Source organism: Paenibacillus sp. J22FR21 (assembly GCF_056269135.1).
The window spans coordinates 491,540-514,150 of the sequence record NZ_JBWDNJ010000006.1 but is presented as its reverse complement, the minus strand read 5'-3'; the positions used below and the strand labels follow the sequence as shown (position 1 = coordinate 514,150).

General features: G+C 46.6%; 20 protein-coding genes. 12 read left to right on the top strand and 8 right to left on the bottom strand.

Features of this window, described 5'->3' with window-relative positions:
* Nucleotides 1-356: 356 nt before the first annotated feature.
* Together AC0YNS_RS23230 and gyrA are read right to left on the bottom strand one after the other, a co-directional pair.
* On the bottom strand, nucleotides 357-1,442 hold the full coding sequence (locus AC0YNS_RS23230) for an HD-GYP domain-containing protein (RefSeq protein ID WP_475783315.1): 1,086 nt from the start codon (nucleotides 1,440-1,442) through the stop codon (nucleotides 357-359).
* A 36-nt stretch (nucleotides 1,443-1,478) separates the two neighbouring features.
* On the bottom strand, nucleotides 1,479-3,977 hold the full coding sequence (gene gyrA / locus AC0YNS_RS23225; RefSeq protein ID WP_475783314.1) for a DNA gyrase subunit A: 2,499 nt from the start codon (nucleotides 3,975-3,977) through the stop codon (nucleotides 1,479-1,481).
* A 435-nt stretch (nucleotides 3,978-4,412) separates the two neighbouring features.
* On the opposite strand from gyrA, the gene AC0YNS_RS23220 reads away from it, so the two are divergent.
* A complete protein-coding gene (locus AC0YNS_RS23220; protein ID WP_475783313.1) occupies nucleotides 4,413-5,165 on the top strand; it encodes a YheC/YheD family protein in 753 nt (250 codons plus the stop codon).
* A 45-nt stretch (nucleotides 5,166-5,210) separates the two neighbouring features.
* On the opposite strand, the gene gyrB is transcribed toward AC0YNS_RS23220, so the two are convergent.
* The 6 genes from gyrB to dnaA all read right to left on the bottom strand — a co-directional run bounded on the left by gyrB (nucleotide 5,211) and on the right by dnaA (nucleotide 11,603).
* Nucleotides 5,211-7,121 (bottom strand): DNA topoisomerase (ATP-hydrolyzing) subunit B, encoded by a 1,911-nt coding sequence (gene gyrB, locus AC0YNS_RS23215; RefSeq protein ID WP_475783312.1) that lies wholly within the window; start codon nucleotides 7,119-7,121, stop codon nucleotides 5,211-5,213.
* 71 nt (nucleotides 7,122-7,192) lie between these two features.
* A complete protein-coding gene (remB, locus tag AC0YNS_RS23210) occupies nucleotides 7,193-7,441 on the bottom strand; it encodes an extracellular matrix regulator RemB (protein WP_090980648.1) in 249 nt (82 codons plus the stop codon).
* Between the two features lie 33 nt (nucleotides 7,442-7,474).
* Nucleotides 7,475-8,584: a DNA replication/repair protein RecF gene (gene recF / locus AC0YNS_RS23205; RefSeq protein WP_475783311.1), complete on the bottom strand. Its 1,110-nt coding sequence runs from the start codon at nucleotides 8,582-8,584 to the stop codon at nucleotides 7,475-7,477.
* 46 nt (nucleotides 8,585-8,630) lie between these two features.
* The gene (gene yaaA / locus AC0YNS_RS23200; RefSeq protein ID WP_090980644.1) at nucleotides 8,631-8,846 is read right to left on the bottom strand and encodes a S4 domain-containing protein YaaA; all 216 of its coding nucleotides are present in this window, start codon (nucleotides 8,844-8,846) and stop codon (nucleotides 8,631-8,633) included.
* 17 nt (nucleotides 8,847-8,863) lie between these two features.
* Nucleotides 8,864-10,006 (bottom strand): DNA polymerase III subunit beta, encoded by a 1,143-nt coding sequence (dnaN, locus tag AC0YNS_RS23195; protein WP_475783310.1) that lies wholly within the window; start codon nucleotides 10,004-10,006, stop codon nucleotides 8,864-8,866.
* A gap of 244 nt (nucleotides 10,007-10,250) precedes the next feature.
* Nucleotides 10,251-11,603 (bottom strand): chromosomal replication initiator protein DnaA, encoded by a 1,353-nt coding sequence (gene dnaA / locus AC0YNS_RS23190; RefSeq protein ID WP_475783309.1) that lies wholly within the window; start codon nucleotides 11,601-11,603, stop codon nucleotides 10,251-10,253.
* Nucleotides 11,604-12,252: 649 nt separating this feature from the next.
* Between dnaA and rpmH the strand changes: the two genes are divergently transcribed.
* The 11 genes from rpmH to AC0YNS_RS23135 all read left to right on the top strand — a co-directional run bounded on the left by rpmH (nucleotide 12,253) and on the right by AC0YNS_RS23135 (nucleotide 22,583).
* On the top strand, nucleotides 12,253-12,387 hold the full coding sequence (rpmH, locus tag AC0YNS_RS23185) for a 50S ribosomal protein L34 (protein WP_090574515.1): 135 nt from the start codon (nucleotides 12,253-12,255) through the stop codon (nucleotides 12,385-12,387).
* 187 nt (nucleotides 12,388-12,574) lie between these two features.
* On the top strand, nucleotides 12,575-12,922 hold the full coding sequence (gene rnpA, locus AC0YNS_RS23180; protein WP_091224661.1) for a ribonuclease P protein component: 348 nt from the start codon (nucleotides 12,575-12,577) through the stop codon (nucleotides 12,920-12,922).
* A gap of 140 nt (nucleotides 12,923-13,062) precedes the next feature.
* Complete coding sequence (locus tag AC0YNS_RS23175) at nucleotides 13,063-13,839, top strand: YidC/Oxa1 family membrane protein insertase (protein WP_090980636.1); 777 nt, start codon at nucleotides 13,063-13,065, stop codon at nucleotides 13,837-13,839.
* A complete protein-coding gene (gene jag / locus AC0YNS_RS23170; protein WP_475783308.1) occupies nucleotides 13,836-14,507 on the top strand; it encodes an RNA-binding cell elongation regulator Jag/EloR in 672 nt (223 codons plus the stop codon). The genes AC0YNS_RS23175 and jag overlap by 4 nt, the downstream gene beginning before the upstream one ends.
* A gap of 78 nt (nucleotides 14,508-14,585) precedes the next feature.
* Entirely contained in the window at nucleotides 14,586-15,965 is a 1,380-nt protein-coding gene (mnmE, locus tag AC0YNS_RS23165; protein ID WP_475783337.1) for a tRNA uridine-5-carboxymethylaminomethyl(34) synthesis GTPase MnmE, read from the top strand.
* Nucleotides 15,966-15,997: 32 nt separating this feature from the next.
* Nucleotides 15,998-17,887: a tRNA uridine-5-carboxymethylaminomethyl(34) synthesis enzyme MnmG gene (gene mnmG / locus AC0YNS_RS23160; protein ID WP_475783307.1), complete on the top strand. Its 1,890-nt coding sequence runs from the start codon at nucleotides 15,998-16,000 to the stop codon at nucleotides 17,885-17,887.
* Between the two features lie 2 nt (nucleotides 17,888-17,889).
* Nucleotides 17,890-18,612: a 16S rRNA (guanine(527)-N(7))-methyltransferase RsmG gene (gene rsmG / locus AC0YNS_RS23155; RefSeq protein WP_475783336.1), complete on the top strand. Its 723-nt coding sequence runs from the start codon at nucleotides 17,890-17,892 to the stop codon at nucleotides 18,610-18,612.
* Between the two features lie 158 nt (nucleotides 18,613-18,770).
* Nucleotides 18,771-19,592, top strand: coding sequence for a nucleoid occlusion protein (gene noc, locus AC0YNS_RS23150; protein WP_475783306.1), 822 nt, complete (start codon nucleotides 18,771-18,773; stop codon nucleotides 19,590-19,592).
* Nucleotides 19,593-19,686: 94 nt separating this feature from the next.
* The gene (locus AC0YNS_RS23145) at nucleotides 19,687-20,460 is read left to right on the top strand and encodes a ParA family protein (RefSeq protein WP_091224667.1); all 774 of its coding nucleotides are present in this window, start codon (nucleotides 19,687-19,689) and stop codon (nucleotides 20,458-20,460) included.
* The gene (locus tag AC0YNS_RS23140) at nucleotides 20,441-21,292 is read left to right on the top strand and encodes a ParB/RepB/Spo0J family partition protein (protein WP_475783305.1); all 852 of its coding nucleotides are present in this window, start codon (nucleotides 20,441-20,443) and stop codon (nucleotides 21,290-21,292) included. The genes AC0YNS_RS23145 and AC0YNS_RS23140 overlap by 20 nt, the downstream gene beginning before the upstream one ends.
* A 118-nt stretch (nucleotides 21,293-21,410) precedes the next feature.
* Nucleotides 21,411-22,583: an aminotransferase class V-fold PLP-dependent enzyme gene (locus AC0YNS_RS23135; protein ID WP_475783335.1), complete on the top strand. Its 1,173-nt coding sequence runs from the start codon at nucleotides 21,411-21,413 to the stop codon at nucleotides 22,581-22,583.
* The last annotated feature ends 28 nt before the right edge of the window (nucleotides 22,584-22,611 follow it).

The window sequence follows — 22,611 nt, the reverse complement described above, 5'->3', positions numbered from 1 at the left end:
TCGTCCTGAGCCAGGATCAAACTCTCCATAAAAGTGGTAAGCCCGAAGGCTTGGCCATTTTTAAGAATTCGCTTGTTAGCTCATTCAAAAAACTAGCTTTGCGAAACGTTAATTTCGCGATTTATGACCATTTGACTGGTCGCTCATTGTTCAGTTTTCAAGGAACAAGTACTTCATGTTTGTGCGCCCATGTCTCAGCGGCGACTTGATTAATATATCACATTCACTTACCTGATTGCAAGCTTTTTTTTATTCTTTCAAATAAAAAACTGTGTTATATTCCTTTGCCTCAAAAGCGGCAAGAAGTAATATAACACAGTTCATCAAACTAGGTCAACCATTATTTCGAAATCATTTTATTTATGGTTTCTCGTCATTACTTCTTCTATATAGAGCTGTCGTTCGGTAATGAGATTCACGATCGTTCCGGATACAGATACCCACGGCCTTGTTGGATGATTCCGGTCTGAGAAAACAATCTCACCGATACGATCGTCATTCAGTCGTACGACTGTTCCATTATTAAACTGAGTAGCCTTATCGATAAAGATCCTTACGTAGGCAGGGTCCAACTTACCGAATGAGTCCTGCAGCAGCTGCTCAAGCACTAAGTAAGGCGAAGTCGCTTTACGGTAGGCGCGTTTCATCGTCATGGCATTGAAGATATCCGAGATCGCTACAAACTTAGCATAAGGATGGATTTTCTCCGACCCGATACCAAGAGGATAACCGCTTCCGTCATATCGTTCATGATGCTGAAGCGCTGCCAGCTTCACACCTTCATTGATTGCTGCAGCGTTCTTGAGCAGCTGATAACCAAGAACAGTATGTCGTTTCATATCCTCCACTTCCTCAGCCGTCAGCTTCGTAGGTTTATTGAGGATGTTACGGTCTACCTTGGCGTTGCCGATATCATGAAGCAGCCCAGCGAACGCCGATTGCATCCAATCCTTCTTAGGGAGGTTATTCCACTGAGCGAGCATGTAGCAGCTTAATGCCGACATGACGCTTTTGTGAAACAGATAATCCTCATTCGGGACATTCTGCGGAGAGAAAGTCATCATCTTATAATCATGACTATGCGCAAGCAGTGCTTCCAGCTGATTACGCAAATCAAGAATCGGCAGTGCCATTCCGCTCATCATCTGATTGAACACTTTTTTGAGCAGCACAACCGTTAGGTCATACTGCTCCATCAATCCCGATTTGCTCGAATTTTCTTTGACTGATTCTAAATATTTCTCTTGTGCCGCTTCCTCTGCTTCCTTCTTCTCCCCAGGCGTGTCGATACATACAGTGGGTACAAGGAAGGCATGCAAGATATCATACTCACGTGGAGTTACCACTTTACCTTTATGCAAAAGCACACTGCCAAGCGGGGTGAGAACGTCTTGTGCAATTTTGTCCCCAAGCTTTACTTGCGAAATCGCTACTGTCCCCATAGCTCTCCTCCACGATGCCTGCGATTATCTTCTCTTTTATGACTGTTCTTCAGTGGAGGACGTTCCTTCTGTCTCCTCGCCCTCTAGCTCTTCATCCGTATTGTCAGACTCGTCATTGCGCGCCACACGCGTAACCGTCGCAACAGCGTCATCCTCACGAATGTTGATGAGTCGAACCCCTTGCGTATTACGACCCATTGTAGAGATGCCGGCCATGCTCATACGAATGAGCGTGCCTCCAGAGGTCATGATCATCAGATCCTCATCGTTTTGTACGACTTTCAAGCTGACAATCGATCCGTTTCTCTCCGTTACGTTGAGCGTCTTGATTCCTTTACCGCCACGGCTCTGGCTCCGGTACTCACTAACCGGTGTACGTTTACCGTAACCGTTGGATGTAACGATCAATATTTCATTCTCCGGCTCTACGACATCCATGCCGATTACCTGATCATCGTCATCGGAGCTAATCCCTTTAACCCCTGTCGCCGAACGTCCCATTGGACGAACATCTGTCTCTGGGAATCGGATGGACATCCCTTGGCTCGTGCCCATAATGATTTCTTTCGTGCCGTCCGTCAGCTTCACGCCGATCAGATCATCGTCATCGCGCAGATTAATCGCGATAAGTCCAACTTTACGGATGTTCGAGTAGTCATCAAGAGGCGTTTTCTTCACGATGCCCTGTTTCGTTGCAAAGAACAAGAAACGATCCGGCTCGAACGATTCAACCGGGATAACCGCATTAACGGTTTCTCCTTGCTCGATTTGAATCAAGTTAATGATCGGAGTCCCACGTGCCGTACGGCTGAGATCCGGAATCTCGTAAGCCTTCAGGCGGTACACTTTCCCTTTATTCGTAAAGAAGAGGAGGAAGTGATGCGTATTCGATACAAACAGATGCTCGACGAAGTCGGTATCCTTCGTATCCATTCCGATAACACCTTTGCCGCCACGCTTCTGGCTGCGGTAAGTGGTAACCGGCAGACGCTTCACATAGCCGGAGTGCGTAATCGAAATGATGACGTCCTCGCGTGGAATCAGATCTTCATCCAGGATCTCCTCTTCGCTCGCCATCAGTTCAGTACGACGCTCATCACCGAACTTCTCTTTCACTTCTTCAAGCTCATCGTTGATGATTTGCAGAACAAGCTGCTCATCAGCAAGGATCGCTTCGAATTCCGCGATTTTACGAAGCAGTTCCGCATACTCGGCTTCGATTTTGTCGCGCTCGAGTCCTGTCAGACGCTGCAAACGCATGTCGAGTATGGCTTGTGCTTGATCGAGGCTTAGGCTAAAGCGTGAGATCAAACCTTCTCTAGCTTCTTCTGTTGTTTGCGACGCGCGAATCAACTTGATGACTTCATCAAGATTATCAAGCGCAATACGCAAGCCTTCCAGAATGTGCGCACGTGCTTGTGCTTTCTTCAGGTCAAACTCCGTACGACGGCGAATGACTTCAATTTGGTGCTCTAAGTAGTAATACAAAATATCACGCAGGTTGAGTGTACGCGGCTCGCCTTTAACTAGTGCAAGCATATTGAAGCCGAAATTCATCTGCATCTGCGTTTGTTTGTATAAATTGTTTAGTACAACTGTTGGTGTCACATCGCGGCGAAGTTCAATGACAACACGCATACCGTTACGGTCGGACTCATCACGAAGATCGGTGATACCTTCGATCTTCTTCTCGCGAACCAGCTCTGCAATCTTCTCAACAAGTCTTGCTTTAACAACTTGGTAAGGCAGCTCATGCACGATAATCCGAGCTTTACCGCCATTCTCCTCAATTGTTGCACGAGCACGCATTGTGACGGATCCGCGGCCTGTTGTATAAGCTTGACGCATCCCTTCGCGTCCCATTACGAACCCGGCAGTTGGGAAGTCCGGCCCCTTGATATAATCCATCAGCTCGATCGGAGTGATATCAGGGTTCTGAATAAGCGCTTGTACCCCATTGATAACTTCAGTCAAGTTATGCGGCGGAATGTTGGTAGCCATACCTACTGCAATTCCTGTCAAACCATTTACCAAGAGATTCGGGAAACGGGCAGGAAGTACTTTCGGTTCATGCTCTTCGCCGTCATAGTTTGGAATGTAATCGACCGTTTCTTTATTGATATCGCGAAGCATCTCCATCGCAATCTTGGACAAACGTGCTTCTGTATAACGCATTGCTGCCGCCATATCACCGTCAATGGAACCGAAGTTACCATGACCGTCTATGAGCATATAACGCAGCGAGAAATCTTGCGCCATCCGGACCATGGTCTCGTAAACGGCAGAGTCACCATGCGGATGGTACTTACCGATAACTTCGCCGACGATTCTGGCCGACTTCTTGTATGGCTTGTCCGGAGACATGCCTAGCTCGGACATGGCAAAGAGAATCCGACGGTGAACCGGTTTCAGTCCGTCTCGTACATCCGGAAGTGCGCGGCTAACGATGATACTCATTGCATAATCCATAAACGATTCGCGCATCTCAGTACCGATATCGCGATCCCTTACTTGCAGATTGTTCTCTTCCGCCATCGTTGACCTCCTAGGTTGCTTATAACATGAGCCTTCGAATACGATTACAGGGTTGTCCGCATTACGAAAGCAGGGATAATTCGTATAACAGAATACTAGAATCCATTATAGTTTTTTCTCAATCCGGCCAACCTTAAACGTTTACCGTCAATAAAGTTGTTTCAGGCATCCGCCCTGCAACAAACTTTCGCAAAACGTAGGTATTCGCCCACTCCATGGACCGTTCTCCGCCATAATCTAACAAGCGAGGTGAAACGGCTGTAGCCGTCCTTGTGGGCGAAGAAGCATGTTTCATTCCAAGTGCATTTATTAAGGCTTCTTGCACAGAAGCAAAAATAGGCATTATCCCTATTATAACATCGTTTTCAACCTCTGTCTCCTGCAGGCTGGGGCTTTCATACACTACCTATTACCCCTCTGGAAGGCGGGACCTTGTTGGCCATTCAACGCGTGAGAAGCAAATTGGAGAAAACAAACGTACTGCTGCATTCGGACGAATTACGTCAACGTATTCCGGTCACACAAGTGTGGAGCACGTCCGACCTTGAGCAGATGCTCAATGAGTTTGAAATGGTATATGTAAAACCCGATCACGGCACATTCGGCAACGGCGTCATTCGAGTGGAGAAAACAGCCGATCATACGTACACTTATCAGCTTGGAACTAAACTGCAAAGCTTTGCTTCGTTTGAAACGATGGCGCGTTCCCTGGGGCAAGTCATTAAGGGACGGAAATATTTGATCCAGCAGGGCATACATTTACTTACCTATGACAAAAGAAGATTCGATGTCCGCGTCATGGTTCAGCGTAACCTGAAGCAGCAATGGATAACGACCGGTGTCATCGGCAGAGTCAGTGATCCCACTAAAATCGTAACCAACTGTCATAACGGCGGCACTGCAATGCCTTTTGAGAAGCTGATGCGTGCCCATCTTTCTATTGCGCAAATTGCCAGCTATCAAGAATGGTTAGCGGAACTAGGTGTAGCCACCGCTCATCAAATGCAGACTACGTATAAGGGGATTAAGGAAATAGGTCTGGATCTGGCCATTGATCAATCCTTCAGACCATGGATCCTTGAGGTCAACACAATGCCTGACCCTTATATCTTCCGAAAGCTGCCGGATAAAGACATCTTTCGTCGCATTTATCGCTACCACGCAGCAAATAACCGCAAGAAGAAATAACACAAGCCGCCCGAATCGCCGGACGGCTTGTTATTTGTTCACGCTCTATACATCGAGGTTCTTCACGTACTTCGCAAATTCTTGAATGAATTCACGTCGTGGTTCGACGTTATCCCCCATAAGGGTTTCGAAAATATTATCAGCCTCAATGGCATCCTCGATTGTAACTTGAAGCATCGTACGGCTCTCCGGATCCATTGTTGTTTCCCACAGCTGCGATGCGTTCATTTCTCCGAGACCTTTATAACGCTGTACATTCACTTTAACGCCTTCACCGAATTCGCTGATGATGGCATCACGTTCTTTCTCGCTTTGCGCATAACGAATGACTTTATTGCGTTCGATCTTAAAGAGCGGCGGCTGTGCGATGTAGATAAAGCCGGCTTCGATAATTTTGCGCATGTAGCGGAAGAAGAAGGTCAGCAGCAGCGTACGAATATGTGCGCCGTCGACGTCAGCATCGGTCATGATGATAACTTTGTGATAACGAGCCTTGGCGATATCGAAATCATCGGCAATGCTCGTACCAAGCGCGGTGATGATTGCACGAATTTCCGTGTTGGATAAAATACGGTCCAGACGCGCGCGCTCAACGTTCAAAATTTTACCCCGTAGCGGCAAAATCGCCTGGTAATGACGATCACGGCCTTGTTTAGCCGATCCACCCGCGGAGTCACCTTCTACGATATAGATTTCACTGATCGAAGCATCTTTCGAGGAGCAATCCGCCAATTTACCCGGTAGTGCGCTGACTTCCAGTGCGCTCTTGCGACGAGTTAACTCACGGGCTTTACGGGCTGCTTCACGCGCACGTGCTGCTTGAAGGCCCTTCTCGATGATTTTCTTCGAAACAGCCGGATTCTCATTCAAGAACTCCTGGAACTTCTCCGCGAAGAAGGATTCAACAATCCCCCGCACTTCACTGTTGCCAAGCTTTGTTTTCGTTTGACCTTCAAACTGAGGCTCCGGAATCTTAACGGAAATAATCGCCGTCAAGCCTTCACGAACATCGTCACCGGACAGGTTGGAGTCGCTTTCTTTGATTGCATTCATTTTGCGGGAATACTCGTTAATAATACGTGTCAGTGCGCTCTTGAAGCCGGACTCATGCGTACCGCCCTCATGCGTATTGATGTTGTTAGCGAACGAGTAGATATTCTCTGTATAGCTGTCGTTATACTGCAAGGCTACTTCCACCTGGATGTTGTCCTTCATGCCCTCAACGTAAATCGGCTGTTCGTGTAATACCTCGCGTTTACGGTTCAAATACTTAACGAATTCGTTGATACCACCATCGTACTTGAAGGTGTTGGTTGCGCCTGTCCGCTCATCAAGCAGCGCAATTTCAATCCCTTTGTTCAAGAACGCCAGCTCGCGAATACGAGATTGAAGGATCTCATACTCATAAACCAACGTCTCCGTGAAAATCTCCGGATCCGGTTTGAAACGAGTCGTTGTTCCCGTTTCTTCGGTATCACCGATCACTTTGAGATCGTATTGCGGTGCGCCGCGACGGTACTCTTGTCTGTGGATATGACCTTCCCGCTTAACGGTAACCTCTACATGCTCAGATAACGCATTCACGACGGAAATACCGACGCCATGCAAACCGCCGGACACCTTGTAGCCTTCGCCGCCAAACTTACCGCCGGCATGAAGAACCGTCATAACCACTTCGAGCGTAGACTTCTTCAGTTTCACGTTCTCTCCGACCGGGATGCCGCGGCCGTTATCGACGACAGTGATACTGTTATCTTCATGAATGGTGACTTCAATGCGTGTGCAGTAGCCAGCCAGTGCTTCGTCAATACTATTGTCAACGACTTCCCATACCAGATGGTGAAGCCCTTTGCTGCTGGTGGAGCCAATATACATACCGGGGCGTTTACGTACCGCCTCTAAACCTTCAAGTACTTGAATCTGACTTTCATCATACGTGTTCTGATTCGACGACATGCTCAATTTCACTGCTCCTCTCAACTACTTGCCGCATCTAATGCTGCAAATCAATTCCCGTTGTACGACCCTTAGTTGGTCGCAAAATGGTGCGATCGTTTCTTCAGCGTTGAGGATGAAATCGGCGAATAGTAGATCTTGTGCTCTGTCACTACGATGGATTTCGCTTCTTCTTCTCCTATAACTTCAACGTCTTTGCGCTTCCGAGCCTGTGCGACGAATTGCTTGGACAGCTTGGAGGACTGCTCGATTGAGATATCAAATATAGCTACGAGTTCCGTAGCACGAATAATTTTTTCTCCGCCCAAATGAATGTACATAGCCTCCACCTCTCATAGGCAACGCCTTAAGGCTTACTGTTCGACATGACCGTCCTTCACCTGGTACACACGGGAATCATGGAGCTTGCTGATATTAACGCTTTCAAGCCCGGTCGTCGTAATAAAGGTCTGCACTTTACTTTGAAAAGTTTCTATAAGCTGCGTTTGCCGGTGCTGGTCCAGCTCGGATAAAACATCATCGAGCAGCAGCAAAGGGTACTCGCCTATTTCTTCATGGATAAGTTCAATCTCAGCTAATTTCAGCGATAAGGCTGTCGTTCGCTGCTGGCCCTGTGACCCATAAACAGAGGCTTCTTTGCCATTTATAAAAAAGGCCATGTCATCACGATGAGGACCAACGAGCGTCATACCACGACGAAGCTCCTGATCCTTTACTTGTGTTAACTTTATCATAAATTGCTCAAATAATATAGATTCATCTTCGGCCCCGTCACTTTCAAACGAGGGGCGATATACAATTGTCAGCTCCTCAGTGCCGGCTGTTATGCCCGCATGAATCTGCTGCGCCCATTTCTGAAGCTTCTCTATGAAGTTTTGCCTTTTTTTCACAATTTTAACACCATACTCTGCAAGCTGCATATTCCAGACATCCATCATGGCCTGATTGGCGTTGCCGGGCGATGCTGTTTTCAAGTAATTATTGCGCTGCACAAGCACTTTGCTGTATTGACCCAGTGCATGCAAATAACCGGGCTGAACCTGGCCGATTTCCATATCCAGAAACCGTCTTCGGATGCCCGGCGTGCCTTTTACGATTTCCAGATCCTCGGGAGCGAACATGACGACATTAAGCGATCCGACAAACTCGCTAAGCTTGCGCTGCTCCAGACCGTTTATCTTCGCTTTCTTCCCCTGAGTAGACAAAGAGAGATCCAGCGTGAGCGGACCATATCGTTTCTCCACTACACCCCGGATCCGCGCTTCAGTAGATTGCCAGCCGATTAGCTCTTTGTCCTTGCTCGTACGGTGAGACTTCGTCAAAGCCAGCACGAAAATCGCTTCCAGCAGATTGGTTTTACCTTGTGCATTGCGTCCGACAAACAAGTTGACCTGACTGTCAGTCGCAAGCTCAATATGCTCGTAATTGCGATAATGCTGCAATTGTATAGATGTTAATCGCACTTGGATGCCCCCCGGTCACTGCTGACAAGCTGTTTGGCTTGCTGCATTACCGTTTCACAATCGTAAAGCTGCCGAAGCCTTTCACATCAATCTTATCGCCGGTGTACAATTTGCGGCCGCGGCGGTCGTCCGGCTCCCCGTTAATCAGTACCTCGTTCTCCTGCAAGAAGAATTTGGCTGCACCGCCTGAATCAATACAGTCCGACAGCTTCAGGAACTGTCCAAGTGCAATATATTCTGTCGAAATCCCTATTTCTTTCATCGTTTCATTCTCCTTCTTTAGCCTGTCGTCCGGTATGGCAAGATGAGATGCAGGCTGTGCGGGTGATCAGTCGGCTTAATGATGATCGGGCTCATCGCACCGTTAAATCCGATAAACAAATACTCGCTATCGATAACTTTCAATGCATCAAGCATATATTTGGAGTTAAAGGCGATGCGAAGCTGCTCACCGTTCATTTCTTTGGCATCGAGCTTCTCCGTTACGCGACCGAGTTCCGTGGAGCTCGAGGAAATTTCAATGGTGCCGTCTTCATCCGAAATAAGGCGAACAATGTTCGTTTTCTCTTCACGTGACATCAAATAAGCGCGATCGATCGCATCCGTCAATTTTTTTGTGTGAAGCACGAGTTCTGTTTTGAACTGCTGCGGAATAATTTTAGAAGTGTCCGGGTAAGTCCCGTCCAAAATTCGCGAGTAGAACAATACGTTACCCACTTTGAAGAGCACTTGGTTATCCGCCACAACGATATCCACATGTGTATGATCATCCGGAACGAGCTTGGATAACTCATTCAGTGTTTTTCCTGAAATAACAACATTGGAAAAACGGTAGTTCTCAGGTGTTTCGACAGCAGCTGTGCGGCTAGCCAGACGATGGCGGTCTGTAGCCACGAATTTTAGTTGACCTTCTTGTAAATTCCAGAGCGCTCCGGTCAAAATCGGCGTTTGTTCGCTCGTAGAAGCTGCGAAAACGGTTTGGCGGATCATCGATTTCAGCAGATCACCGGGAACTGAGATGTTCTCACTTTGTTCGATTGTCGGAAGAATCGGGAATTCTTCGGGATCCAGGCCAACCATTTGGATATCCGTTGAACCAGAGCGAATCATCGTTTGGTGATGTTCTTTCACTTCAATTTCGAGTTCATCCGACGGAAGTTTCTTCACGATTTCTACAAAGAACTTAGCCGGCAATACAACACTGCCCGGTTTCTGTACTTTAGCAATGACAAATTCACCGTTCTCAACGGGAATAAAGCTTTGAATCGAAATATCGGTATCGCTGGCGGTAAGTGTTACACCTTGGTGTGTAACGTCGATTTTGATACCACCGAGAATGGGAATTGCCGGTCTGCTGGAAGTTGCTTTGGAAACTTGTTGAATCGCGTCGTTCAATTGATCTTTTCGAATGGTTAATTTCATGATTGTCACTCCTATATTGCAGGGATCAAGGCGGCGAATGAGGAGGCTGCGTTGTCACCTATATTTGATGATGTTTATTAATAAATATTAGTAGAAGTCGTAGTAGGGGCCCTGAATATGTGGATAAGTGGTTCAAACACGGATAAAGCAAGCCTATCCACATGTGTATAGCGTGTGCATAGGCTTGCTGATGAAATGTTGAAGACGTGTATAACTTTTTGGGCTATATCCACAGTCTTCGTATTTACGTATGGTTTTTAATTTTATCCGTTAACGTTTGGACGATTTTGTAGAGCTCCGAATCCACTTTCAGCTGCTGCGTAATTTTCTCGTGCGCATGGATGACGGTTGTATGGTCGCGTCCGCCGAATGCCTCCCCGATCTTAGGAAGCGAGTAGTCCGTTAACTCCCTAGACAGATACATCGCGATCTGTCTTGGGAACGCAACTGCCTTCGTACGTTTACGCGCTTTAAATTCCTCCAGCTTGAGTCCGTATAACTCCCCAACTTTTTGCTGGATATCCTGCATCGTGATCATTTTTGGCCGGCTTGATGGAATAATATCTTTAAGTGCTTCGGCTGCCAAATGCGACGAGATGTCTTCATTAATGAGCGATGAATAGGCTACGACGCGTATTAATGCGCCTTCCAGTTCGCGAATGTTCGTATCGATTTGGCTGGCGATGTAGACCATGGCTTCGTTCGGGATGTCCAGGTTCTCGGCCTTCGCTTTCTTCCGCAGAATCGCGATCCGCGTCTCTAAGTCCGGCGGCTGAATATCCGTTATTAAGCCCCATTCGAACCGGGAACGAAGCCGTTCCTCTAAGGTTGGAATTTCTTTCGGCGGTCGGTCACTCGAAATGACGATTTGTTTCCGTTCCTCATGCAGCGCATTAAAGGTATGGAAAAACTCTTCTTGCGTTTGTTCTTTGCCGGCCAGGAACTGTATATCGTCAATGAGCAGCACGTCAATGTTTCGGTATTTGTTGCGGAAGCTCTCGCCCCTGTTGTCCCGAATGGCATTGATGAACTCATTCGTAAATTTCTCGGAGGATAAATACAGAACTCGTGTATTCGGGTTATGTTCCAAAATATAATGCCCGATTGCATGCATTAAATGCGTCTTGCCTAGTCCAACGCCGCCGTATAGAAACAGCGGATTGTATGCCTTCGCCGGTGCTTCGGCCACAGCTAAAGAAGCGGCATGTGCAAACCGGTTATTGGCGCCGATGACGAACGTGTCGAACATATATTTGGGATTAAGCATATGCGTGTAGGGCTCTTCCGGCCCGACATGCACGGTTGGCATTATGATTGGTTGGATTTCTGCTGGCTCAGGCGGCTTATTCTCTTCAATGACAAATTTAATGTCATACTGGCGCCCCATATATTCCTGCAGTGTGGTCCGCACAAGCTTTGTATACCGGCTTTCGAGCCATTCGGCTGCAAAAGTCGTCGGCGCTGTCACAATGACAGTAGAATCACCACTAAACGAAGCTTTAGTCGCTTTAAACCAAGTGTCGAAACTTGGCTTGCTGAGCTTCGTTTGAATGATCGACAGCACCTGTTGCCACATTTCGTGCGTATGGCTATCCACAGATTGTCACTCCTTATCCAATTCACCGAAAACGGCGCGGTCATGCTGTTGATGTCGAAACATCGGGCTTTCTGATCCATTTCATCCACATTATTAAGGATGGGTGCATAAAAATTATCAAAAGGGGATGAATGTTGTTCACATTGTTATCCACAGGGTGTTGATAATGTTGAGGGGGAGTTGGAGTCATCCACACAGAAAACATAATCATCATAGCAAAATAACCCTTGATATTCAACGATTCCGCTGATTTTATCCACAAATTCTATAGGTTGTGTATAAGAGTTATCGACAACACTAGATATTGTTTATATCTTGTTACCAATTCGACATAATGCGGGAAACTCCGATAAATTCATCCACATGTTATTAAATTATCAACCTAAAGGCCCTGTTTATACTTTTAATATACTTTTATCCACAGCCTGGCTTTGGAGACTCTTCCCACAGCTGTTTCTGGTTGACTTTTGGCCACCTGCATGGTTTAATTGAAAAAGGCGTTTTTTCACCGATGGACGCTCGTGGTTTGACTATCTCGGCTGCGCAGCTGTTCACGCTTAGAAAAAACTGATGATCGCTAATCGCGCCAGACGATAGAAATAGTAAATATGCAAGGTGATTTGAGTAAGGTATAGGAGGTGCATTGATAATGAGACCGACATTCAGACCGAACGTTAGCAAACGCAAGAAAGTTCATGGTTTCCGTAAACGCATGGCTTCCGCAAACGGACGTAAAGTGCTTAGCGCCCGCCGTCAACGTGGAAGAAAAGTATTGAGCGCGTAAACCTTAAGACCACATTACGTGGTCTTTTTTTCTTTTTTACGGCAAGAATAGAGGTAGAAGAAACGTATTGTGCGCTTCCTTAATGAGGAAGAGACGGTCGGTCGCATGATAATCTTAGGAGAATTGTGTGGGATAGAGAATCTTGTTCTTACTGATATATAAATAAAGGTCCGGTGAAGGTGTACCCGTGCAAAGAAAATTGCGATTGCGTAACCGCGAAGATTTCAGCCGGATTTATCGAAACGGCAAATCATTCGCAAACAGCCAATTTGTCGTCTATTGGTCGCGCCAGCTGCAGGCGGATCCATTACGTCTTGGTGTTTCGGCGAGCAAGAAGATCGGGAATGCCGTCGTTCGCAATCGAATGCGGCGTCTTGTGAAGGAAATTGTCCGAGGGCAGAAGGACCGTATAACTGGGCAGCTGGATCTGATCGTCATTGTGAGGAAACCGGCAGTTGGTCTGGAGCTCAAGGAACTCGAAAAAAGCATGCTTCATGTATTGAAACGAGCAGGGCTTCTGAAGACTTCGCGTTAAGGCGTGTAATCGCTTTTACGTGAGCAGGAGGCTTGTTTCTTTGTGCCATAAAATGTGATATAGTTTACGTGAATATGAAAATGCAACTGGTCCTTCTTTATCCGGACCTTACGCTATCGGTATGCAGAGAGGAGATTTACATGTTGTCCCGTATTTCGAAACGAACATGGCTGACGGCAATTGCATTAATTGCGGTCATGCTTTTTCTGAGCGGCTGTTCTTCAGCTACTCACACGGTATCAATGACTGACCTGGAACACGGCAATTTCTGGCAGAGAAACGTAGTCTATTATTTCTCATTAGTGCTCGAGAATTTTGCCAAATGGTTCGGCGGCGAGTATGGCATTGCGATCTTGCTAATGGTTATCATCGTCAGAACTTTGATTCTCCCGCTTACGATTAAACAATACCGCAGTTCAAAGGCGATGCAGGCATTGCAGCCGGAGCTTGCGAAATTGAAAGAGAAGCATAAAGACAATCCGCAAAAGCAGCAGGAAGAAACGATGAAGCTGTTCCAACAGCACAAAGTTAACCCGCTAGCCGGCTGTCTGCCGCTGCTCGTGCAAATGCCGATTTTCATTGCGCTTTACAATGCGATTTATATGAATGAAAACATTCGTGAGCATACATTCCTGTGGCTGGAGCTTGGAGAGAAGGATCATACGTACGTGCTGCCTATCCTGGCTGCTATTACAACGTTCATTCAATCTAAGATGATGTCTTCGCAGCAGAAAACAATGCCAGCGATGCAAGGGATTATGATGATCTTCCCGGTTTTGATCTTCGTTATGGCGTTGTCATTCCCGGCTGCATTGCCGCTTTACTGGGTATTCAGCAATATCTACACCATTGTGCAAAACTATTTCCTATATGTACGCAACTCACCTAAGGGCAAGGAGAGTGTACCTGCGAAATGAAGAAAATCGTAGCATCGGGCAAAACGATCGAAGATGCTGTACAAAATGGTTTAACGGAATTGCAAGTGTCAGCGGATCGCGTTAATGTAACTGTTCTGGAGAAACCGTCCAAAGGTTTATTCGGCTTGATCGGCGCGCGAGCTGCGAAAGTGGAGCTCGTGCTTGTACCTCTGGTGGTCGAGCAGGCGAAGACGCCATCGGTTACTGCTGCAGCAGCCAAAGATCCGCTCCTTGAAACGGAACGATTCATCACCGAAGTGGCAAGAACGATGGGGCTTGACATTACGATTGCTCGTAACGATTCGAAAGACGGTTTAACTCTCGCGTTATCGGGAAGCGGCGATCTTGGCATGCTGATCGGACGTCGAGGCCAAACGCTTGACGCTTTGCAATACCTGGTCAACATTGTGGCCAACCGTTATTCCAACAGCCATCTTCGCATTGTGCTTGATGCGGAAGATTTTCGCGAGCGTCGCCGGAAGACGCTTGAGGATTTATCCGATCGGTTGGCGGGACATGTTATCCGTACACGTAAGGAAGTTGTACTGGAGCCGATGTCCCCGCACGAGCGGAAGATCATTCACTCGCAATTACAGAACCACGCTAAGGTTAAAACATTCAGTAAAGGCGATGAACCGAATCGCCGTGTCGTGATTACGCTTAAGTAAGAAGCATACAGCTCTTTTTCAGCAATGGCTCTTTAATGGTCATTGCTCATTTTTTTAAATATGAGGGAAAATAACATGATGATTCAAGACACGATTGCCGCCATTTCGACTGCTGTCGGAGAGGGCGGCATTGCCGTTATACGGGTAAGTGGGCCTGGGGCAATTGCCGAAAGTGCAAAATATTTCCGATCCAAATCGAATATTGTCACGGCTGATTCGCATACCGTCCATTATGGCCATATTGTGGATCCGATCAGTGGCGAAGTTGTAGAAGAGATTTTGCTGACGATTATGAGAGGGCCGCGTTCGTTTACAGCGGAAGATGTCGTTGAGCTTAGCACGCACGGCGGTGTTGTCGCGGTGAAACGCGTCCTGGAGCTGCTGCTTCGCTCTGGGGACATTCGAATTGCAGAGCCCGGTGAGTTTACGAAGCGTGCATTCCTAAACGGGAGAATCGATTTGACGCAAGCTGAGGCAGTCATTGATTTGATTCGCTCGAAGTCGGATCGCGCTTTCTCGGTTGCGATGAAGCAGGCTGAAGGGATGTTGTCGAAGAAGGTTAAAGCGCTTCGTCATAATTTGATTGAGCTGCTTGCACATATTGAAGTGAATATCGATTATCCAGAGCATGATGTGGCTTCCATGACGAGTGATTATATTCGTGAGCGCTGTGGTGAGTCATGCGCCGAAATCGATCGATTGTTAAAAACGGCAAGCGAAGGCAAGATATTAAGAGAAGGCATTATGACGGCAATTGTGGGCCGGCCGAATGTCGGTAAATCCTCGCTGCTTAATGCGCTCGTACAGGAAAACAAAGCGATTGTGACGGACATTCCGGGTACGACACGCGATGTTATTGAAGAGTATGTGACCCTTGGCGGAATTCCACTGCGATTGCTGGATACGGCAGGTATCCGCGATACTGCGGATGTGGTGGAACGAATCGGGGTGGAACGCTCACGCTCGGCGCTTGAGGAAGCGGATTTGATCTTGTTCGTGCTTAATGTGAACGAGGAGCTTCATCCGGATGACCGTTTGCTGATGGAGCAGTTTCGAAATCGACCTGTTGTCGTATTATTGAATAAGACGGATTTGCCGGTAGTGATGGACACCTCTGAAGTTGAGGCGATATTCTCCCCGGAACAAATCGTTCGTTTGTCGGTTCTGCACGAACAGGGGCTAGAAACACTGGAGGATGTCATTAAGCGTATGTTCTTCGGTGGTGAGCTGGAATCCGCGGATTTGACTTATGTCAGCAATGTTCGACATATTACGCTGCTCGGTCATGCCCGACAGTCGCTTGTAGATGCGATGGAAGCGACAGATATCGGGATCCCGATTGATATTGTGCAAATTGATGTGCGTACCGCTTGGGAGCAATTAGGTGAATTAATAGGGGATTCGGTATCCGATTCGCTTATCGATCAAATTTTCTCACAGTTCTGTTTAGGTAAATAATTGTAATTGTAAAGGCAAGGAGGGATAAAGTAATGGAATATCATGCAGGAGATTTTGATGTCATTGTAGTCGGTGCCGGTCATGCAGGTGTAGAAGCTGCACTTGCTGCTGCGAGAATGGGCTGCGAGACGCTGTTGCTTACGATTAACTTGGATATGGTGGCATTCATGCCATGTAATCCATCGATCGGCGGCCCGGCAAAGGGCCACGTCGTGCGTGAAATCGATGCGCTTGGCGGAGAAATGGGACGAAACATTGATAAAACGTTTATCCAAATGAGGATGCTTAACACAGGTAAAGGCCCGGCTGTTCACGCACTGCGTGCGCAAGCGGATAAGTTCCTGTATCAGCATTTCATGAAGCAAACGATTGAAGAAACCGATCATCTGACGCTTCGCCAAGGGATGGCGGAGGAGCTCATTATTGAGGATGGCGCTTGTGTAGGGATTATTACGAAGACCGGTGCAGCGTATCGGGCAAAAACCGTCGTTGTGACGACGGGAACTTATCTGCGCGGAAAAGTGATTATGGGTGAGCTGATGTACGAGAGCGGGCCTAACAACCAACAGCCTTCCGTTAAGCTGTCGGAGAGCTTGCGCTCACTTGGTCTGCAGCTCGTACGTTTCAAAACAGGCACGCCGCCACGCGTGCATAAGGATACGATTGATTTCTCCAAAACAGAGATTCAGCCCGGTGACGAGAAGCCGAAATTTTTCTCTTACGAAACGGAGTATTCCGATAATGAGCAGCTGCCTTGCTGGCTGACGTATACTTCGGAGGAAACGCATAAGATTATTAACGATAATCTCCATCGCGCTCCTATGTTCTCCGGTGCTATTGAGGGAACAGGTCCAAGATATTGCCCGTCTATTGAAGATAAAATTGTGCGTTTCGCTGATAAACCGAAGCATCAAATCTTCCTAGAGCCGGAAGGAAAGAACACGTCGGAGTATTATGTGCAAGGACTCTCCACTAGTATGCCTGAGGATGTGCAGCTCAGTATTCTCCGATCTATTCCAGGTTTGGAAAAAGTTGAGATGATGCGTACGGGCTATGCGATTGAGTACGATGCAGTTGTGCCAACACAACTGTGGCCATCGCTTGAAACGAAGGTTGTTCCGGGGTTATTCACAGCTGGACAAATCAATGGTACATCCGGTTATGAGGAAGCAGCAGGGCAAGGTGTTATGGCTGGTATTAATGCCGCACGAAAAGCGCAGGGAAAACCACCGGTTATCATCGAACGTTCGCAAGGCTATATCGGAGTACTCATTGATGATTTGGTGACGAAGGGTACTACAGAGCCGTACCGCCTACTAACTTCGCGTGCAGAATATCGGTTGTTATTGAGACATGACAATGCCGATATGCGTTTGACACCAACCGGTTATGAGATCGGGTTAATCTCAGAAGCGCGTTATCAGAAGTTTACACAGAAGAAGCTGCTGGTGGAGCAGGAAATTGAGCGTCTGAAAACAGTCAAGATTAGACCTGATGAATTAACGCTTCAACTGCTGGAGGAAGCACAGTCTACTCCGATTCAACAGACGACAGACGGACTTTCCATATTAAGACGTCCGGAAGTATCCTATGATATCATAGATCGACTGTCTCCATCGCCGGAAGTGCTTACGGATGATATGAAAGAGCAAGTTGAAATTCAAATTAAATACGCTGGTTACATTGAGAAGCAGCAGCAACAAGTTGAGCGTCTTGCTAAGATGGAGAAGAAGCGCATTCCAGACGATATTGATTACATGGTGGTCAACAATCTCTCTAAGGAAGCGAAAACAAATTTGTCTAACATTCGGCCTTTGTCGATTGGGCAAGCATCACGAATTGGCGGTGTAACGCCGGCTGACATTTCCATTCTTCTTGTTTATTTAGAACACTACAATAAGGTTATTGCAGCACGGGGGTAATGATGAACGCTACCGAAACTTGGTTTACTGATTTATTGCAAGAGCAAGGAGTGGCACTTTCGCCGCTCCAGCTTGAGCAGTTCCAAACGTATTATGAACTGCTTGTAGAATGGAACGAGAAAATGAATTTAACAGGCATTACGGAGAGAGAAGCGGTGTATGAGAAACATTTCTACGATTCCGTGACTCTCTCTTTCTTTGTCAAAATGGACAAGGTGTCATCGTTGGCCGATATAGGTTCAGGTGCCGGATTTCCAAGCCTGCCATTGAAAATTTGTTTCCCTCATCTTAAAATTACGATTGTAGATTCCTTGAACAAACGGATTCAATTTCTGCAGCATGTCGTGCAATCGCTTGGTCTTCAGAACGTACAATGTGTTCATGGTCGTGCTGAAGATATTGCGCGCCTGGCTAGTCACCGCGATGCCTATGATGTTGTTACCGCAAGGGCAGTTGCAAGGCTTAGTGGATTAAATGAATTATGTCTCCCTTTTGCTCGTAAGGGTGGAGTGTTCGCTGCAATGAAGGGTTCCGACCCTGCTGAGGAAGCGAATGAATCAAAACGCAGTATGATCGAGCTGAAAGCAAAACTTACTTCTGTTGAACATTTGAAGCTGCCTTTCGAACAATCAGATCGGCACATCCTCCTGATGGAGAAACTCAGCAGTACACCAGCGAAGTATCCAAGAAAAGCGGGTTTACCTCTGAAACAGCCTATTATGTAGTGATTATCGATTGATTTTGTTTCACGTGGAACATTTTACAGGCAGTCACAATTGTTTCGATAATAAATGCCTGTCAAGCAGGAAATCAACTTACAGCCGGCGAATTATAGTAAGAACGACAATACTCGGCACTTTGAAATCGGGTGGTAGTTGACGATATGAAAGAACAGTTCTCTCGTTTATTCGGATTGAGTGAAACTAAAAGCACTAGTCAAGATGAAGTGAAGCAGCTTCCAATTGAAGATGTGGATACAAGTCCTTATCAACCGCGGACTGTCTTCGATGATGATCGTATTGAAGAACTCAGTCAAACCATCCGTACACACGGCATCATACAACCGATTGTTGTAAGGATACGTGGTGGAAGGTATGAAATCATCGCAGGTGAACGGCGCTATCGTGCAGTTAAAAAACTCGGTCTTGAGACGATTCCGGCTATCGTTCGTGAATTTAATGATTCTCAAGCCGCTTCAATTGCTCTAATTGAGAACCTTCAACGTGAAGGACTCACTTCAATTGAAGAAGCGGTCGCGTATCAGAAGCTCATTGATCTTCATAATCTTACGCAAGAAAGCTTAGCTCAGCGTTTAGGAAAGAGCCAATCTACAATAGCAAACAAGATCAGACTTCTTGGTCTGGGTGATACAATTAAGAATGCGCTGATGGAACGCAAAATTACGGAACGTCATGCAAGAGCCTTGTTATCACTTGATACAGAAGCACTGCAGCTGAAAGTGCTAGACGACATTATAACGAAAGAGCTCAACGTGAAACAAACGGAAGCTCGTGTAGCGTTCTATAAAGAAGCTACTAAGTCTAAGAAGCCAAAGCGGATTTCCTTTACGAAGGATGTACGTTTGGCGCTGAATACAATAAGACAATCTATTGATATGGTTTCGGGATCGGGCTTGCAAATTAAGACCAATGAACAAGATTACGAGGATCATTACGAAATCGTAATTAAAATTCCGAAACGATAATAGCGATTCAAACAGCCGTCCGAACCTGGGACGGCATCGTCATTTAATCGTTTCATATGGCATCATTAAAGTAATCAGCATAGAGGTGAACGGTTTGTCTAAAACGATAGCAATAACGAACCAGAAGGGCGGTGTCGGAAAAACGACCACGTCCGTTAATCTGGGTGCTTGTCTAGCGTCGCTTGGCAAGAAAGTATTGCTCGTAGATATTGACCCGCAGGGTAATACGACGAGCGGAATTGGAATTAATAAAGCAGATGTCGCGCATTGTATTTACGATGTGCTTATTAATGATGTTCACCCTAAAGATGCTACTTGTTCTACTAATATTGAAGGACTTAATATTATTCCAGCTACGATTCAGTTGGCCGGAGCGGAGATCGAGCTTGTTCCAACGATTTCTCGTGAGCAGCGCTTGAAGAAGTCACTTGCCCTGGTGAAGAACCAATATGACTACATTCTTATTGACTGCCCGCCGTCTTTGGGTATTCTAACAATTAATTCTTTAACTGCTTCTGATTCTGTTATTATCCCTATTCAATGTGAATATTACGCGCTGGAAGGCTTAAGCCAGCTGTTAAATACAGTACGTCTTGTTCAGAAACATCTAAATACTACGCTTCAAATTGAAGGTGTTTTGCTAACGATGTTTGATGCCAGAACAAATCTGGGCATTCAAGTTATCGAAGAAGTGAAGAAGTATTTTCAACAAAAGGTTTACCAAACCATTATTCCAAGGAACGTCCGTTTAAGCGAAGCTCCTTCACATGGACAATCCATCATTACTTACGATCCAAGATCCAAAGGGGCAGAGGTGTATCTTGAACTCGCGAAGGAAGTGATTATGTATGAGCAAGCGGCTAGGTAGAGGACTTGATGCGCTTATCCCATCGCTATCTGTAAGCGAAGATGATAAAGTTGTAGAAGTTTCGTTAACGCAGCTTCGTCCCAACCCATATCAACCGCGTAAAACGTTTGATGATGATGCGATAAAAGAACTCGCCGAATCAATCAAACAGCACGGTGTCATTCAACCGATCATTGTACGTACCGTCCTTAAAGGGTATGAAATCATCGCCGGCGAGAGACGATTCCGTGCATCCCAGCTATGTGGCAATCCGACTATACCTGCAGTAATTCGCAACTTCTCTGACCAACAGGTAATGGAGATTGCGTTAATAGAGAATCTTCAACGTGAAGATCTCAATGCAATGGAGCTCGCAATTGCTTATCAAGCACTCATGGATAAATTCGAGTTGACTCAAGAAGAACTCTCCATGAAGGTAGGCAAGTCGAGATCGCACATCGCAAACTTCCTGCGATTGTTGTCATTGCCGGAGCAAATCAAAGATAATGTTTCACGTGGAACAATTTCAATGGGACATGCAAGGGCAATTGTGGGTGTGAAGGAAGATGCACGCAAAAAGGAACTTGCTGAATTGACCATTACCAATGAGTGGAGTGTACGTCAATTAGAAGAGGCGATTAAAAACTTGGATCAGCCATCAGCTGAGAAAACGAAGCCGCAGTCTTCTAAAAAACGCGATCCATATATTGATCAACTGGAAGAAACGCTGCGTGAACAATTCAAGACGACGGTGAAAATTAAGCAACAGAAGGATAAAGGTCGTATTGAGCTTCTCTATTATAATAAGCAGGACCTAGAACGGTTACTGGAATTGTTGCAACAGCTATCTTAATACCAAACTTAAATAGCATACTCGATTGGGAATCCCCGTTTGAAGTAGGGGTGCCAATCGAGTATGCTATTGTTAGAATAAAAGGTATTTCGGCTCGTTGGCTAGAGGGGGAGTAATGATGCAGCAGACAACGGATAAGGGATTGATCTATCTCGATCATGCAGCGACGTCATGGCCTAAACCGGCTGAAGTAATTCAAGCTGTTGTGGAAGCGATGGAACATGACGGGGCAAACCCAGGGAGAGGTAGTCACGCGATGGCTGTTCGGGCGAGCAGGATTCTATTCAATACGAGAAAAGCGCTGGCTAAGCTGTTCGCCGTATCAAACCCTAATGATATTGCATTTGCATTAAACACAACCATGGCACTTAACACCGCAATAAAAGGAATGTTAAACAAAGGCGATCATGTGATAGCCACTGCTGTTGAACATAATTCCGTACGTAGACCACTGGAATACCTGAAGCGTGTAAATGGCATTGAGGTGAGTTATGTTGAGCCGAATGAAGCAGGTGAACTGGATGCGAAGCAAATTGAAGCTGCAATGCAACCTAACACCAAGCTTGTTGTTGTAAATCACAGCTCGAACTTGTTAGGGTCGATACTGCCTGTAGCTGATATTGGAGAAATTACACGCAAACACGGAATAAAGCTGCTAGTTGATGCTGCGCAAACTGCTGGGCTGTTGGAGATTAATGTGGAGCGAATGGGTATTGATATGCTCGCGTTTCCGGGCCATAAAGGGCTGTTGGGGCCGCAAGGAACCGGTGGTTTATACATTCACCCCAACTTGGAGCTAGAGCCTCTCCTGCACGGCGGTACGGGCAGTCAGTCCGAGGCGATTGAGCAGCCAACGGTGCGGCCAGACCGCTATGAGTCGGGTACTCAGAATGCAGCAGGAATTAACGGGCTGAAGGCTGGCGTGCAGTATGTTCTGCATGAGACGGTGCAAAATATCCATACTAGAGAATGGATGCTGACACAGCATTTGATGGAGGGGCTTCATGCTTTGAATGGCGTTCATATCCTGGGCCCGGAGTTCGGTAAACCTCGGACAGGAATCGTGTCCTTCGTTTTGCCGGGGGCAGATCCGTCGGAGATTGGATTTATTCTGGATCAGCATTATCAGATTGCAGTCCGCACAGGATTCCATTGTACTCCACTCGCACATGAAATTGCAGGGACGAAAGAAACAGGGGCAATACGCGCAAGCGTCGGCTGCTTCACAACGAAACAAGAGGTTGATGCGCTTATAGCGGCTGTAAAGGAAATAAAGCAGCACTACAGCTAATGGGCTTTAAACGGGGGAGAGTAAGACA

Bases quoted from the DNA above. Each gene is read 5' to 3' on its own strand.
- AC0YNS_RS23230 (WP_475783315.1), bottom strand. From the start codon at position 1,442: ATGGGGACAGTAGCGATTTCGCAAGTAAAGCTTGGGGACAAAATTGCA.
- gyrA (WP_475783314.1), bottom strand. From the start codon at position 3,977: ATGGCGGAAGAGAACAATCTGCAAGTAAGGGATCGCGATATCGGTACT.
- gyrB (WP_475783312.1), bottom strand. From the start codon at position 7,121: ATGTCGTCGAATCAGAACACGTATGATGAAAGTCAGATTCAAGTACTT.
- remB (WP_090980648.1), bottom strand. From the start codon at position 7,441: ATGTACATTCATTTGGGCGGAGAAAAAATTATTCGTGCTACGGAACTC.
- yaaA (WP_090980644.1), bottom strand. From the start codon at position 8,846: ATGAAAGAAATAGGGATTTCGACAGAATATATTGCACTTGGACAGTTC.
- dnaN (WP_475783310.1), bottom strand. From the start codon at position 10,006: ATGAAATTAACCATTCGAAAAGATCAATTGAACGACGCGATTCAACAA.
- rpmH (WP_090574515.1), top strand. From the start codon at position 12,253: ATGAGACCGACATTCAGACCGAACGTTAGCAAACGCAAGAAAGTTCAT.
- AC0YNS_RS23175 (WP_090980636.1), top strand. From the start codon at position 13,063: ATGTTGTCCCGTATTTCGAAACGAACATGGCTGACGGCAATTGCATTA.
- jag (WP_475783308.1), top strand. From the start codon at position 13,836: ATGAAGAAAATCGTAGCATCGGGCAAAACGATCGAAGATGCTGTACAA.
- mnmE (WP_475783337.1), top strand. From the start codon at position 14,586: ATGATTCAAGACACGATTGCCGCCATTTCGACTGCTGTCGGAGAGGGC.
- mnmG (WP_475783307.1), top strand. From the start codon at position 15,998: ATGGAATATCATGCAGGAGATTTTGATGTCATTGTAGTCGGTGCCGGT.
- rsmG (WP_475783336.1), top strand. From the start codon at position 17,890: ATGAACGCTACCGAAACTTGGTTTACTGATTTATTGCAAGAGCAAGGA.
- noc (WP_475783306.1), top strand. From the start codon at position 18,771: ATGAAAGAACAGTTCTCTCGTTTATTCGGATTGAGTGAAACTAAAAGC.
- AC0YNS_RS23140 (WP_475783305.1), top strand. From the start codon at position 20,441: ATGAGCAAGCGGCTAGGTAGAGGACTTGATGCGCTTATCCCATCGCTA.
- AC0YNS_RS23135 (WP_475783335.1), top strand. From the start codon at position 21,411: ATGCAGCAGACAACGGATAAGGGATTGATCTATCTCGATCATGCAGCG.